We start from the raw sequence: 14,689 nt of genomic DNA on the forward strand, positions 1-14,689 counted from the left end.
AGGGGAGTCAGTAACCGGCAATATATGTCCGTATTTTGTAAAACATGTTGCGCCAAGTAGTCCGAGGTTACTAGAAGAGTACTCAGAACATTTGCCGGACGGGCACGAACTTAAAAAAGATAAAAAAGAGTTTCCTAACAAATGTAGCCGCTGCTACCAGCGATATAAAAAGACAAGTAACCGGCAGAAGTATTGTGATAAATGCCGACCCATCGTACAACAAAAACAAGCGAAGGAGCGTATGAAGGTAAGACGAAAAGCAGCCGTAACAAATCAGATATAAACTACTATCGTTACGCTTTAGACTATTTAAACACTTGATATGGCAGGGGTTGTAATCGCATATTTTCAATTTAGGATTAAACACCCTAGTACCCTTGTTTTTGCAGTTCTAAAGCGTAACAAATCAAGGAGGAACTTATTTGAAATGTATCGTAAGAGAACGCCAGCATGTAGGCGGGAACTCACCCCACCAGCCCGTACTAATTGAGAGCGACCACCTTACGCCTATTTGCGACGAAGGTACCCTTCTATCAATCACCCCGGAAGGATACCAATTAACGACGAATGCAGGCGAAACCCTTCGCCGGGGAAAAGAAACGGACGGAGTGGCAATCGTCCAAAGCCTAACCTTCGACCCTTCCCCGCTTTCCGTCTCCGACCAAATAAAAGGAGTAAGCTTGCCGTGGAAGCAGTACGAACGAAAATACGCACACGGCTTGTTTTTTCGAACGGATTCCCGTTGGTTTGTTGCTACCATAATTGCCAATAAAGCAGAGGAAGCCACCGCGCTGGGAGTTGCGGAAAGGGTTAAAGGAGAGACCGTAGCTATACACGGCATTTTTTACAACGGATATCTAACAAACAAGGAACAAGCCTACTTCTTATTAAACTACATTTACGACGAATTAGGCGCAACAGACTTTGGATTTATCCGAGGGCTGAAAGTCAACACGGGAAAAGTAGACCTAACGAAATTCACCGAACGCCTCCGAATTCACCCGTCCAACCCGAGGCAGGCAGAAGAAGCGGTAAAACTGGCAGAAAGTACGCTACAGAGGCGGACTGATATCGTAGAATACTTCGACGAGCCGATTAAATATAAACGAGAGGAGCAGCACGAACATGGATTATAAAACGTTGTACGAACAGTTAGAAACGGAAATAGCCGACCGAAAAGCCCAAGAAGACACCGAAGGCAAACGCAAGTTGCTGCTAAAGCAAGGCTATAACGAGAAGCAGGCGGAAAAATACCTTTCACATGTCACCGGAGAAACCGAGCAGGAGCAAAAGCAAGCGGCAATGCGGTTAGCGGACGAAATTCCGCCGAAGAAAACGTACGTAGACCCGTCCTTAATGAACGGCAAGCGCCAGCAGCCGAAGAGAGTTAACGGAGAAGAAAAAGGACGGACGCTAGCTAGACGCCTGTTAGCAAAACGGAGAGGTAACAAATGAGCAAAGGCTTTCAAACGCCCGGAATGTTCACACAAGAAGAAGTTAACGAAGAACAGGAGAAATGGCGCAAAAAAGTAGCCAAACAAGAACGCAAACACAAGGAGGAGTTAGAACATGTCAAACGTATCGCCAGAAGCAACGGAAGAGGTCACGGAGGAAGCAGCCGAAGCCGGAGCCGAGGAGGCGCAAGCAGAAGCCGAGGAGGAGCAAGCCGAGTATAAAGCGAAATACTTCGAGGCTTTAAAAAAGAAGGCGCTACTAGACGCAGGATTTACCTTTGACCAACTGTCAACCTATAAAAAGTACGTGGCAGGCGAATCCGCCGAAGCAATTGAACGAGCAGCGGAAGAACTGTACGAGGAAGTAGCTAGCCACGTCAAGCCGGCAGATTCTCCGGCAATGGCGCAGCGACGAAAACAAACGTGGAACCCGTTCAAATAGAGCGGGCAAGGGACGAAAAAAATAACAAACGAAAAGGGAGCGAATTAACAGTATGACAACGAAATTATTTTACTTGGACAACGTAGGAGACAACGCACAGCACACGGTAGGCAACGTAGAAAGCGAACAGGAAGCGAATCAATTAATCGAAGAAGGTAAAGCAAAACGGATTGAGTTCGGAAAATATGACGAGTACCGCCAACGAGCCAAGAAAGCCGTTAGCGATTACGAAAATAAGAAAGCGAAAATAGAGGCGGAGAAAAGCCCCCTCTTTACCGAGGAGGTAAAATCGTATGAGCTAGAAAAGGCGTATAAAGAGTTTCAAGCGGATTCTACCCGCATACAATCGGAATGGCAAGCAGAAGTTGCGGAGATGAAGGAAGAAGCCCGGAGAAAATCCGCCAGAGCAAGGATACACGTCACCCAAGCCGATAGAGATACGGCGGAGCAGTTTGCTAACCGCCATACGTTGGCGATTCAGAGTGCCCCGAACGACCTAGATATGAACGAAGCTATTAGGCGAGTGGAGCAGGACATTAAATATCTTTCCGACGCCGAGCGCACGGCTTTGCAGGGGCAATTAGGAACGCTATTATCCACGATAACGACCAACGGAGGTGATAGCAAAGGCGTTGTAAGAGCCGTACAACGGGTAGATGATTTAGACCTACTCGCTAACAAAGTGGCGGCGTATATTCCGGGTAAAGTTATCGAAGAAGCAGACAGAAAGCGGGCAGTTAGAGAACGTGGAGCGTTTGAATCATTCGGACAGACAAAGCCCCTTGCCGAAGCAGGAGAGCCGTTAGCACAAAGAAGTTAGCGAAAGAAGCAAGCAAGGAATACGAAAAATAAACTATTAAAGGAGCGATTTTACTATGAAAAAACAAATCGAAATCACGCAAAGGTTATACCCGGGAAATAAAGGCTACCCATTCCGTAACGGACGCAGGAGTTATACCGCTATACAAGACGGGGAGAGGATAGAAGTCAGATCAAATTCACGAGAAAATCCTATCGAATTTATAGAAGCGACGCTAAGCACGGTTATAAGTCATCAAATAGCACGGACAACCGACCCCACCCTGGAGCCGCTAGAAATCGAGGTAACCTACCCGAAAGAAGTTACACTGTCCCCGCAGTTAGAAACCCACCTAACCGACAAATATCAAGCCGAGGAGTTAGTCGAAAGCATAACGTTTAAAGCCCCCGAGTAAGGGGCTTTTTTCGTTAGGAAGGGAGCGAGAATATGCAAGATAAATACAATATACGGTTTAGGATATCCGCCATAGACAACTTTAGCAAAAACATGAAGAAGTTAGAACGTCAAATGGACTCGGTAGAACGAAAAGCCCGAAGCTTAGAGTCGCTAAAACCGATTAGTTTTGAAACCAAAGGCGCAGAAAAGGCTGTCTCCGAGTTAAAAGCGGTCGAAGAACAAGCGGAGAAAATTAACAACTATGTTCCGGTTAGAGTCGAAGCAACTGGAACCGGAAAAGCCCTTAACCAGCTAACGCAAGCCAACCGAACAGCAAGGCAAGTCCCTGCTGTCGTACACACTCACTTGCTTATAACCGGCTATAAGGACTATATGAATAAGATGGGCAAAGTCGCCACCAACTTGCGGAACTTTGATGAAATTATGCGAGGGATGGCAAGCGGAGGAATGTTCACCGCCCTGCCTGCCTTAGTCCCGATTATAGGCGTTGCAGCCGGAGGACTTGGAGCTATAGCGAGCGCCTTTAGTTCCGCAGCTTTGGGAGCAGGCGCCTTTAGTGCCGTAGCTATTCCGGCAATTGGAGGCGTGGTTAAGGCTAACGAGGACTTGAAAGAAGCCCAAGAAGCCGTTGACAACGCCTCTAACGAGGAGGAGCGAGCCGAGGCATTAAAGGAATTGACGCAGCTACAGGACGGATACACAGCCAAGCAGTTGGAAACCGTCGGAGCCATGCGGGAGTTTTCGAGTTTCTATAAGCAACTGTCTAAGCAGTTTGAAAATCCGATTCTAGATATCTTTATGGGAGGTTTAACCGCAACTAAAACGCTGCTTGAGTTGTCCAAGCCGGCGATAGAAGGCGTTACAACCGCCATGCAGAACTTGATTAACAAGTTTAACGCCAACTTAGAGGCGGAGGACATCCGAACCTTTTTCAACTGGTTAGGCGAGACTGCCGGACCAAGGCTAGAAACGCTAACTACCGCAGTAGGTAACTTTGCGGTTGGGTTACTGAACATGCTAGTTGCCTTTAATCCGTTAGCGGAGAGTTTTAGCCAAGGCTTTCTAAATATGTCGGAGCGATTCCGAGAGTGGAGCGCTGCCTTGTCGGAGAGTGAGGCGTTTCAAAATTTTATAGCATTCGTGCAGGAACATACGCCTACCGTCCTGAGTTTAATAGGCAATATCGCCACAACGCTAATTAATTTAGGAATAGCTATGGAGCCGGTAGCGGTTAAAGTGTTAGAGTTAGCCGACAAGTTCTTTGCATGGACGTCACAGCTACTCGAAAACCATAAATGGATTGGACAAGTGATAGGCGTCGCTATTTCCTTGGTGGGAATTATTAAACTCGTTGCGCCGATTGTTACGGCTGTCTCCTCCGCCTTTAAAGTATTAGCACCGTTCCTTAAAAAGGCGTGGAGTTGGATAGGGAAGCTAGGTAACATATTCGTTAAGATTTTCCCTAAAATCGCCATGTTTGGGACGAGGATTGCGAGCCTTACCAATCCGATAGGGATTGCGATTAACATCATTATTGCGCTAGCCTCTATCGTGATATCTAACTGGGATACCATATGGAGTTGGACAAAGGATATATTCTCGAAAGTTTCCGGCTGGATTAAAAAGAAGTGGCAACAAGCGAAAGCAGCCTTCGATATCGTTAGTACCATAGTTTCAACCGCCGTGAGAAAGTTTCAAGAACTAGTCGATACCGTTAAAGAAAAAATGGGTAACGTTAAATCGAAAATCGAGGAAATATGGGATAACGTCCTTGACTTTCTAGGTGGCGGATTTGACGACATGAAGGAAATAGGCGGTAACATTATCACCGGACTAATTGACGGGATTAAAGGAATGGCAAGTGACGCCGTTAATGCCGTTGGGGACGTAGTGAACGACGCTATCGGATGGGCAGAAAACCTGCTTAATATAAATTCGCCGTCAAAAGTCTTCATGGCAATGGGAGAATCGACCGGCGAAGGTTTCGTTAAAGGGATCGACCGAATGGCAGGAAAGGTTAAAGGCGCAACCGGCAACATGGCGAAGGACGCTATCAAAGGCTTTAAACCGCCACAGGTTGCCTTATCCTCTCCGGGTTACGCAGAAAGCCCGGACACGTTCAAAAAAAGGCAGCAGCAGACAGACCGTTCAGAAATGCAAGGAATTCGAGCAGAGTTGCAAGCAACTAACGGATGGTTGTCGCAAATTTATGCCGTCGGAAAAGACGGGCAAGTGATCGAGTTAGACCGCAGAGAGGTAGGCAGAACCATTACTTCGGAAGTAACGAGAGAGCAACGTATAAGTGCTAGAAGGTTGCGAGAAAGAAGCGCCTTGTAAACGCCACCTTTAAAGTGGAGATAACCCGCCAGAAAAGCGACATAAGAAGAAAGTCGAAACCTTCGCAGTTAATTCCGAGTTATTTAGTGCGGATTAAATGAACGATTGTTTACGGAGGTTCCGAGGTTAGTTAGTCGAGTAACGAACCCTTTTCGGTTCCATTTCGCAATGGATATGTGTTATCCTCCGTTATAGAGGCGTTGTGATTCCGTTGTGTTATCGTTACGTTATCGGAAAGCCCGTTCACCGCACGCAAGCCCCCAAAAATACGAGGGGCAAGCGCCTTTAACAGCGCCTACAAGCGAAGGCATAGGCGGAAAGCCTCCGAATGCCTAAGCGGACAACTAAGCGCCTTTAGGAACGCCTTCTAAGCGCCTATTATGCCGTACTTTATGCAGTATTTTATTCGTATAATTCCGGTGTATAACCCCTCGTATACATCCTCCGTCTACTCCCTCCGAACAAATGCCGTCATACCAACGGTTATAGTTGACTTCCGATAACATACAATATGTCAACTAGACGTAAAGAATGCCGTCGTATCAATGGTTTGACGTCCTTATTCCGTTTATTTACTTGGGTAAATACGGAAATAATCGAAGGGTTAGCGCTTTGCATACGGTGGATAAATATACGGAAGGCATACGGAGGCTTTGCGGCATAGCTTCGTGTTTTAAACCGCTGTCAAACCCCCGCGGGGAGGGGCTTTTAATTCGTCGCTGCCGGCTGTCCAACAAATTGCTATAAATTTTTATAAGTCGAAGGCAAAAACGGACTCTAGCTTGCTTCCGAAGATTAATGCGTACAGACCGGACTCGTTTATTATGGTCACTTCCCTGTTTTGTCCTGCGTACCCAACGCGGGTACGGAGCTTATCTTCGTTTTCGACTTTATCGCTAACCGCCTTTCTGTAATTTGAATACCCTAAAATCCTAGCGACATCGTTACCGACAAAATAAGTCTCCTCTTCGACCTCTACAATTCGCACTTGGTTACCTTCTTCCGCAGTTGTGAAGGAGTTACAGCGGAGGTTGAATCGAGGGAACTTTTAGGCGGAAAATAATATAGTAGAAACCCGGAACGAACACGAAGCCCCTGCGGAGGAGAGTTATCTCTGCGGGGGCTTTTTCGTGTCATTGATTAAAATAATCATCTAATTTATAATGAAAGGAGGCATAAAACGTAGGAACATTCACAGGCTTAGAGTGGTGGTGCAGGCGCAATTTTTGTCATGTTTATTTTACCCGCACCACTGAGCGTCCATTTCTTCCCAATAGGGTTCCGCCTTACTCTCCCAACGGATTACGCGCCCGGAGGGATTCGAACCCCCGGCTCATGGTACCGGAAACCATTGCTCTATCCCCTGAGCTACGGGCGCAAAAAAGGGTATGTAATAACAAACCTATTACAGTATACGGTTGATCAGTATAATATGTCAAGTTTAGATACTGAAAATTTTGTACTATAGAGAAAACCTATTTTTCACATCATCTAAATGATAAATCTACTGAATACATAACATAACGTCTTTTCTTAAAACGATTGACAACCAACGAGTGCCATGCTAGAGTATTACATATCAAAGTAAAGTGCAATACTTGGATTTAATTACGCTTATCTAGAGGGATGGAGGGGCTGGACTAACAAAGCCCGGTAACTATGAAGCAAAGACTTATAAGTCACGAAAACCTATAAGGGTTGCCCTGAAAGATAAGAAGGAGACATGGATGATGTAGCTAGAGCTTTCTTCTTAGGAAGAGAGCTTTTTTAATCTAGGTGTAAACGTTTGTGAATTTCACCTGGAAAAATGAAAAAAGTTAACCAGGATGGTAACGAACGCTAGCACTTGCTACACGAGGAAAGCCTTGTCAAAAAAAGCTAATGTATTGGCTCAAAAGAAAGTCGAATACGGGTTTTTTTATATAGCAAGCTATTCAAATATTCAAATTTTGGGAGGAAATAAAACATGACAGATTTTAAGCATTCAACGTATGATCCAGAAACCATTCATTTACATGGCGGGCAGGCACCAGATCCTACAACCGGTTCACGTGCTGTTCCAATCTATCAATCTACTTCCTATGTATTCCATGATACAGAACATGCCGAGCGGTTATTTGCCTTGGATGAACCCGGCAATATTTATTCTCGAATCGGAAATCCGACGGTAGATGTGTTTGAAAAACGGATGGCTCTTCTTGAAGATGGTGTGGCAGCTGTTGCAACCGCATCTGGTATGTCAGCCATTACATTATCGATTTTGAATTTAGCAAGTGCAGGTGATGAGATTGTTGCTGGTATAAACTTATATGGTGGTACATACAATTTGTTCAATGTCACCTTGCCACGTTATGGTATTAATGTGAAATTTGTCGATCCAACCGATCCTGAAAACTTTAAACAGGCAATCACCGACAAAACCAAGGCGGTTTATGGTGAAATTATCGGTAATCCTGGGTTACAAGTACTGGATGTGGAACGTGTATCAGAAATCGCTCATGAAGCAGGGGTTCCGGTCGTTATTGATAATACCTTTGCTACGCCGTTTGGCTGTAAACCTATTACACTAGGAGCAGATATTGTCGTACACTCCGCAACAAAATGGATCGGCGGTCACGGTACATCAATCGGTGGTGTGATTGTAGATGGTGGTCGTTTCAATTGGAATTCCGAGAAATATCCTGAATTTACCGAACCTGACCCAAGTTATAGCGGTATTCGATACGCAGTAGATTTTGGTACATTGGCCTTTATTACCAAAGTACGTGTACAGTTGCTCCGAGATTTTGGTGCAGCACTAAGCCCGTTCAACGCATTCCAGTTATTACAAGGATTAGAAACATTACACATCCGCGTCGAGCGTCATAATCAAAATGCTCTTGAACTTGCCCGTCATTTAGAGGCACATGAGGCAGTGGAGTGGGTGCGTTACCCTGGACTGGAAAGCCATCCATCCCATGCCTTGGCAGAACGAATCTTAAACAATGGCTTTGGTTCGATCATTGTATTTGGTATCAAAGGAGGTCGTGAGGCTGGAAGTGCCCTTATTAATAATGTGTCCCTATGGTCTCATGTAGCCAATGTAGGAGACGCCAAGTCCTTGATCATCCATCCAGGCTCTACCACTCATCAACAATTGTCTAAAGAGGAATTAGAGGAAACGGGTGTATCGGAAGAGTTAGTTCGTTTATCCGTCGGTATTGAGTCCCTTCGCGATATCCAAAATGATTTAGATCAAGCGTTAGTAAAAGCGACTGGAATTGGAAGTGAAGCAGATACCCAAATCGTGGTTAATGATGAAGGGGTTATCAAGTGGGCGTTGAATTCACCGTATGAACGCTATACGGAAAATGGCGAAGAAATTACCAGGCAAAAAACGTTGGCAGTGGTTGGATTAAGTGGTAAGGAAGCTCGTCCAAGTTATCGTTTGGCAAGAAAAATGCAGCGACTAGGTTACAAAATTATTCCTGTTAATCCGCGTGAAACAGAAATTTTAGGCGAAAAGGCATATCCGGATTTAAAAAGTGTGCCAGGTCCAATTGATATTGTACAAGTCTTCCGTAGCCCAGAAGCAGCCATAGGTATTGCCGAAGAGGCCATTGAAGTAAAACCAAAAGTATTCTGGCTGCAAGAAGGGGTCGTATCACCAGAGGCCGAGCGAGTAGCCTTGGAAGGTGGCTTGCAAGTAGTTCATAATCGTTGTACCTATAAGGAAGCTCAGCGATTACGAGGAACCATCTCTACCTATGCCTGTGAAATTTAACGAATAGAGGACGTGTTATGGGGGTAACGCGCCTGTTTCTTAAAAGACAAAAGTAAGGTATAGTAGTGAGTAGGTTAATCGTAATTAAGAGGGGATGAGCAGATAATGACGAACATTCAAACGAAAATCAGAAAAGTTGCCATTATTGGTGCTGGTTTTGTCGGAACAAGCTATGCCTATGCATTACTTAATCAGGCAATCGTCAATGAGCTGGTGTTAATCGATTTAGATGAGGAAAAAGCAGATGGGGAAGCACGTGATTTAAACCATGGTTTACCTTTTGGAGAACCTATGAAAGTCAAAACAGGTGGTTATGAAGAATGTCATAATGCTGACTTAGTAGTGATTACAGCAGGAGCTAGTCAAAAACCGGGCGAAACTAGGCTGGATCTGGTAGCCAAAAATGCAAAGATCTTTAAAGGAATTGTGGAGCAAGTAATGGCCGCAGATTTTCAGGGGATTTTCTTAGTTGCTACCAATCCAGTAGATATCCTTACCCATGTGACAAAAGAGGTTTCTGGTTTACCGAAAAATCGTGTATTTGGTTCAGGTACAAGCTTGGATTCCGCAAGATTACAGTATCTTTTAAGCGAGCGATTAGAGGTGGATTCCCGTGATATCCATGCCTATATTATCGGAGAGCATGGTGATTCTTCCTTGCCGGTATGGAGTCAGGCGAGAGTTGGCGGTGTGTCATTACAGTCCTATACCGGGATTACAGATATCGCGAATGACCCTGATATGATTGATCGGTTTGAAGGAGCACGAGATGCTGCCTACCATATCATTGATCGAAAAGGTGCTACCTATTATGGTATTGCCTTAGGATTATTACGTATAACCAAGGCTATTTTTCAAAATGAGAATGCCGTGTTACCTCTCTCAGTGGAACTGGATGGAGAATATGGACAACAAGGCATTTACATCGGGGTTCCAGCCATATTGAATCGTCAAGGCATTCGTGAAGTGTTGGAATTAGAATTGTCAGAAACGGAACAACAACAATTTGCACAATCGGCCGCGATTATTCAGCAAATGAATGAAACAGCACGGAAAGCTATTCAGTAAATAGAGATAATAGCGATATAAAAAACAAGCACACTTGACTCAAGTGTGCTTGTTTTTATTTAAAGATAAGAAAGTATAGAATTCTGAGTATGAAAGGATGTGGACCGATTTTGATCTTGAACGAATGGTGGTGCCGATAAGATGGATTATGTAAATTGGCAAGTCCATCTATTCCATGTAGTAAAGTTGATTGTTTGCCAGTGCTAGGAAACGCTTCGGAAATAGGTTCCGCTTTCCGCGAGCTTGGCTCAGCCTCCTCGTCAGCAAAGATCGCTTCCTGCGGGGTCTTCACACTGCGCTTTTCTCGCAGGAGTCTCCACCTATTCCCTCCGCTAGATTGGCGTACAACAATGGTTATCTCTGCAAGGAGAAAGCGTTCTAAGTACCTAGACACTGTTGTAGCAAAAGAAAAAAATCGTCAACTGATTCTTTGGCTGCGTAATGGATCACGGTACTAATATAAAAGTCATAACATAGGATCAAGCCGTTCTCAGAAATAGGTTATGCGGTTTTCTTATTGGCAGAAATATAGTGTCTGGAACGCTTCATCTTAGCAGTCATTCGATTGTAGTCCTGCTACCCAGCGGAGGAAATAGGTGGAGACTCCTATGGGACCAGGACGAGCTGAAGATCCACTAAAAAGTGCTCTTCTTTTTAGTTAGCTGAAGCCGGCCCCATGGAAAGCGGAACCTATTCCCGGAGCGCTTGCTTTGCACAGATAAAACGGTCAAACTCATCACTAAGGAAAGTGGGCTACTTTACATAATCCATCTTATCGGCAGTTCAGTGGCTACTTTTAGTTATGCGTCAAGGACCGGGCGAATTTTGCCCGGTTTTTCTTATGTTCATGACGCGGCTTATTTATTGGTTAGCTTAAACTTGTTAACATAGCCGTCTAATTCTTCTGCTATGCGAGAAAGCTCATTGGAACTTTGCGCTACAACTTCCATCGAGGAGCTGGTTTGCTGGGATGAGGCAGCTGTTTCTTCCACTCCGGCAGCGGACTGCTCTGAAATAGCAGCAATGTCTTCAATGGACCGATTAAACTGCTGGCTACTATTGGTAATGCTATTTAAGTTGTTAGCTACTTGATTAATATTAGTAACCATTTCTGTCACCGATTGATTAATACGTTTAAACTTCTCGTCGGTAGCCTCCATTTGGTTAGTACCAGCTTCTACCTCATGATATCCATCTAGTAAGGAGGAGGCCACAGTACTGGATTCGTTCTGAACATTGGCAACAATTTTTGAAATGTTGTCAACGGAATCTGTTACTTGTTCTGCCAGCTTTCTTACTTCATCTGCTACCACAGCAAAGCCTTTGCCATGTTCGTCAGCTCGAGCGGCTTCAATCGCAGCATTTAAAGCGAGCAGGTTGGTTTGAGCCGCAATGTCTTTGACAACATAAACAAGCTTGGATATTTCTTTGGTTTGTGTATCCAATCCTTCCACTTTCTCCACTGCTTTATGTACGATTTGATCAATTTTTTCCATTTGCTGTTTGGAAGCATGCATAAGCTCGTTGCCTTCATTGGTTAGCGTTAAGACGTTTTCTGAATGAGCTTGAATTTCTCTGCTCTGCTGATTCGCTTCTGCTAATTTTTTGGCGAAGTTTTGCATTTCGGAAGATAATCCACTAGCGCTGTCCGCTTGTTTTTCAGAACCAGTAGCTAGTTCTTCCATTGTCATCGCAATTTGTTCGGAACTTGTCTTGACTTCACTGGATGATTGTGTTAATTCCTCACTTTGGTTGCTCATTTTTTCTGAGGCTGTTGCCACATTGGCGATAAGAACATGTAACTGCTTTTGCATATGATTCATTGAATCGGCTAATTTTCCAACTTCATCATTGGATTTAACACTGGTTTTGTTGGTTGTGAGGTCACCGTTTGCTAATGCCTTCATTTGTTTGGAAATACGGTTAATTGGTGTGGCAATATTGTTAGCGAATAGCCAGGTAACAGCAATTCCGATGATTAGCGTGATACCAGCAATGATCAGAATGTTATTCAACAGATCATTAGCAGGTTGGTTAAAGTCCATCATATAAGTACCAGCCACTACGTTCCAGCCCCATACGGGATCTTTTTCTGTGTAAGAGACTTTCGGCTGAATGTTGTTATCATCATTGTTTAACGGCCAATGAAAATAGACAAATCCACCGCCATCATTGGCTGTGTTAATATGTTTTTGAGTTGACTTTACTCCATTTGGATCGACAGAATCCCAAGTGTTACTCCCTTCAGTGAATGGGTGAGCAATTTGAGTGCCTTCATCATCCAGAATAAACATATATCCATTTTCCCCAAGGTTAATATTGGAATTGATCGGTCGTGTCCCATCACTGCTTTGTTCACCTAGAATAGCCTGTTTCACTTTTTCTTGTGCCTCTTCTAACGTCAAATGCCCCTCTTCCACTTCTGCATTTAGCGCTTCAATAAGTTCGATGGTCAGAGCGACACTGTTTTTTAAGTTTGTTTCACCTAGTTCGCTTAAACTATTGGCACTCTTCTGGTAACTAAAAATTCCCAACACCGTAATAGGAATAATAAGTAATAAAATAGAAACCGTGATTAATTTTGCCCTAATGGATCTTAATTGCATCATCTTCATGATGTTCCTCCTTGTAGTAGCTATCATTTGTGACTGGCATCTGCCATTTTTACAATAAAAACTAAAAAAGTTATACTTATGTACTAGTCATAAGGTTGTTGTTATTATATCACACTCTCCAGTTCCATAGTAGATAAAATGTCGAATGAGGGTGTCTTTAAGGTCGGTTGTAAAGTATATGCTGATCATAGTTTCCCGTTTGGAGGCCATTCTGTGTAGGTGATCTATAAAAACAGAAGCATCTTATGGTAAAATAGAACGTAGGATTTTGATAAATAACCGATGAATGTTCCATCGACAAGGAGGGAAAAGAGAATGAAGTTGCGTTTATATGGAAAAACAAACTGCAGCCTTTGTGATCAAGCAAAAGTAACCTTGGATATACTGCAGAACCATTATGCTTTTGAAATAGAAGAAATCGATATTTATACTGATGAAGAACTCTTGGAACAATACCATCTCCTTATCCCAGTGGTAACGTGCGAACAAGAGGTAATTGACAGTGGCATTATTGATTTGCAAACCGTAGAAGATTATCTAAAACAATCAGTAAACCCAAATAATATGACAAAATAGTTGAGTGGATCGTCTATCTTTGATACAATCAAATGTAAGGAAGTTATTTGCAGATATTTTTTTATTCTTGGTGGGACGGAATGCGACTATGAGGGACAAAAATTACCCGCAGAATATAAAAGTGCGTGAACAACCTTTAAAAGGAGCGTTTCCGGTTTGAAGGACTTAATCGATATTCAAGAAAAATTGTTTCCAGATTTGCTCGATGTTATGCAGCGACGATATAAGGTCTTGCAATACATTCAATTAATGCAGCCGATCGGACGTCGAAGCTTAGCGGAAAATATCAAGCTAAAAGAACGAATAGTCCGCAGTGAGATTGATTTTTTGAGTAAGCATGGGTTTATCATGGTTACGGGAAAAGGTATGCAAGTTACCGTAGAAGGGAACTTTATGATCGAGAAGTTAGCTGCATTTATGGATGAAATCTCTGAATTTCGTGTTTTAGAATCGCAAATTAAGGATAAATTACAATTGGAACGTGTTATTATTGTTCCAGGAAACAGTGATGAACAAGAAGCAGTCCTGCAAGACTTAGGAAAGGCTAGCGCGCAATTCTTAAGCAATATATTAACTTCCAATCAAATAATAGCTGTGACGGGCGGGACATCGATGGCCGAGGTTGCTAACCAGATGACGCCGTTAGAGCATGCGCGAAATTGTATATTTGTGCCTGCGCGCGGGGGGCTGGGGGAGCAAGTAGAGAACCAGGCCAACACGATTTGTGCCCAAATGGCCAAGAAAGTAAATGGCAGTTACCGGATGTTGTATGTCCCAGATCCATTAAGTGAAGAAACTTATCATTCGATTATTGAGGAGCCAACGATCAAGGAAATCCTAGAATTGATCCACGATGCCAAGGTAATTATTCATGGTATCGGAGACGCGATGACGATGGCAAAACGACGCAAAGCTACGCAGGATGTGCTTACGCAGCTAGCTGAAAGAAATGCTGTCAGTGAGGCTTTTGGTTTCTATTTAGATGAAGATGGTGATGTGGTCTATAAGGTACGGACGGCAGGCATGCAATTAGAAGAATTAAATAAGGCCGAATATGTCATTGCCGTTGCGGGTGGTGCCTCAAAGGGAAAGGCCATCCAGTCCTATTTCAAGCAAGGAAAAAGCAATGTGCTGATTACTGATGAAGCAGCAGCCAAACAGTTATTAAAGGGATATTCCCTTTAACTATAAATTAATAGCATTATTAAGGAGGAATTT

12 protein-coding genes and 1 tRNA gene are annotated in these 14,689 nt (G+C 43.7%); 10 read left to right on the plus strand and 3 right to left on the minus strand.

Annotated features, from left to right (window positions below):
* The first annotated feature begins 608 nt into the window (after window positions 1-608).
* From BN6556_RS13535 to BN6556_RS13560, 6 genes are all read left to right on the plus strand, one after another.
* Window positions 609-1,136: a hypothetical protein gene (locus BN6556_RS13535; RefSeq protein ID WP_148436785.1), complete on the plus strand. Its 528-nt coding sequence runs from the start codon at window positions 609-611 to the stop codon at window positions 1,134-1,136.
* The gene (locus tag BN6556_RS13540; protein WP_066192423.1) at window positions 1,126-1,455 is read left to right on the plus strand and encodes a hypothetical protein; all 330 of its coding nucleotides are present in this window, start codon (window positions 1,126-1,128) and stop codon (window positions 1,453-1,455) included. Before BN6556_RS13535 ends, BN6556_RS13540 begins: the two co-directional genes overlap by 11 nt.
* A gap of 114 nt (window positions 1,456-1,569) precedes the next feature.
* Window positions 1,570-1,896: a hypothetical protein gene (locus BN6556_RS13545; protein ID WP_066192425.1), complete on the plus strand. Its 327-nt coding sequence runs from the start codon at window positions 1,570-1,572 to the stop codon at window positions 1,894-1,896.
* 52 nt (window positions 1,897-1,948) lie between these two features.
* Window positions 1,949-2,716: a hypothetical protein gene (locus BN6556_RS13550; RefSeq protein ID WP_066192426.1), complete on the plus strand. Its 768-nt coding sequence runs from the start codon at window positions 1,949-1,951 to the stop codon at window positions 2,714-2,716.
* Between the two features lie 55 nt (window positions 2,717-2,771).
* Entirely contained in the window at window positions 2,772-3,110 is a 339-nt protein-coding gene (locus BN6556_RS13555) for a hypothetical protein (RefSeq protein WP_066192427.1), read from the plus strand.
* 32 nt (window positions 3,111-3,142) lie between these two features.
* A complete protein-coding gene (locus BN6556_RS13560; RefSeq protein ID WP_066192429.1) occupies window positions 3,143-5,449 on the plus strand; it encodes a phage tail protein in 2,307 nt (768 codons plus the stop codon).
* A gap of 751 nt (window positions 5,450-6,200) precedes the next feature.
* On the opposite strand, the gene BN6556_RS13565 is transcribed toward BN6556_RS13560, so the two are convergent.
* Window positions 6,201-6,437: a BRO-N domain-containing protein gene (locus BN6556_RS13565; protein ID WP_066192431.1), complete on the minus strand. Its 237-nt coding sequence runs from the start codon at window positions 6,435-6,437 to the stop codon at window positions 6,201-6,203.
* A gap of 317 nt (window positions 6,438-6,754) precedes the next feature.
* A tRNA-Arg gene (locus BN6556_RS13570) sits at window positions 6,755-6,827 on the minus strand.
* A gap of 588 nt (window positions 6,828-7,415) precedes the next feature.
* Between BN6556_RS13570 and BN6556_RS13575 the strand changes: the two genes are divergently transcribed.
* Together BN6556_RS13575 and BN6556_RS13580 are read left to right on the plus strand one after the other, a co-directional pair.
* Window positions 7,416-9,212: a PLP-dependent aspartate aminotransferase family protein gene (locus BN6556_RS13575; RefSeq protein WP_066192433.1), complete on the plus strand. Its 1,797-nt coding sequence runs from the start codon at window positions 7,416-7,418 to the stop codon at window positions 9,210-9,212.
* A 105-nt stretch (window positions 9,213-9,317) separates the two neighbouring features.
* Window positions 9,318-10,280 carry an L-lactate dehydrogenase gene (locus tag BN6556_RS13580; RefSeq protein ID WP_066192435.1) on the plus strand — a complete coding sequence of 321 codons (963 nt, stop codon included), beginning with the start codon at window positions 9,318-9,320 and terminating at the stop codon, window positions 10,278-10,280.
* Window positions 10,281-11,137: 857 nt separating this feature from the next.
* Here the strand turns inward: BN6556_RS13580 and BN6556_RS13590 are convergent.
* Window positions 11,138-12,895, minus strand: a complete 1,758-nt coding sequence (locus BN6556_RS13590) for a methyl-accepting chemotaxis protein (protein ID WP_066192439.1) — start codon at window positions 12,893-12,895, stop codon at window positions 11,138-11,140.
* A gap of 315 nt (window positions 12,896-13,210) precedes the next feature.
* Here BN6556_RS13590 and BN6556_RS13595 point away from each other — a divergent pair, with 315 nt between their 5' ends.
* Together BN6556_RS13595 and BN6556_RS13600 are read left to right on the plus strand one after the other, a co-directional pair.
* Complete coding sequence (locus tag BN6556_RS13595; protein WP_066192441.1) at window positions 13,211-13,471, plus strand: glutaredoxin family protein; 261 nt, start codon at window positions 13,211-13,213, stop codon at window positions 13,469-13,471.
* 156 nt (window positions 13,472-13,627) lie between these two features.
* A complete protein-coding gene (locus BN6556_RS13600; RefSeq protein WP_078060100.1) occupies window positions 13,628-14,656 on the plus strand; it encodes a sugar-binding transcriptional regulator in 1,029 nt (342 codons plus the stop codon).
* Window positions 14,657-14,689 lie beyond the last annotated feature (33 nt).

The sequence above is a fragment of the Gracilibacillus timonensis genome, assembly GCF_900086715.1.
GTDB lineage: Bacteria > Bacillota > Bacilli > Bacillales > Amphibacillaceae > Gracilibacillus > Gracilibacillus timonensis.

What these genes read in the sequence shown, in the direction of transcription:
- BN6556_RS13540 (WP_066192423.1), top strand. Translation starts at nt 1,126, where the DNA reads ATGGATTATAAAACGTTGTACGAACAGTTAGAAACGGAAATAGCCGAC.
- BN6556_RS13545 (WP_066192425.1), top strand. Translation starts at nt 1,570, where the DNA reads ATGTCAAACGTATCGCCAGAAGCAACGGAAGAGGTCACGGAGGAAGCA.
- BN6556_RS13550 (WP_066192426.1), top strand. Translation starts at nt 1,949, where the DNA reads ATGACAACGAAATTATTTTACTTGGACAACGTAGGAGACAACGCACAG.
- BN6556_RS13555 (WP_066192427.1), top strand. Translation starts at nt 2,772, where the DNA reads ATGAAAAAACAAATCGAAATCACGCAAAGGTTATACCCGGGAAATAAA.
- BN6556_RS13560 (WP_066192429.1), top strand. Translation starts at nt 3,143, where the DNA reads ATGCAAGATAAATACAATATACGGTTTAGGATATCCGCCATAGACAAC.
- BN6556_RS13575 (WP_066192433.1), top strand. Translation starts at nt 7,416, where the DNA reads ATGACAGATTTTAAGCATTCAACGTATGATCCAGAAACCATTCATTTA.
- BN6556_RS13580 (WP_066192435.1), top strand. Translation starts at nt 9,318, where the DNA reads ATGACGAACATTCAAACGAAAATCAGAAAAGTTGCCATTATTGGTGCT.
- BN6556_RS13590 (WP_066192439.1), bottom strand. Translation starts at nt 12,895, where the DNA reads ATGAAGATGATGCAATTAAGATCCATTAGGGCAAAATTAATCACGGTT.
- BN6556_RS13595 (WP_066192441.1), top strand. Translation starts at nt 13,211, where the DNA reads ATGAAGTTGCGTTTATATGGAAAAACAAACTGCAGCCTTTGTGATCAA.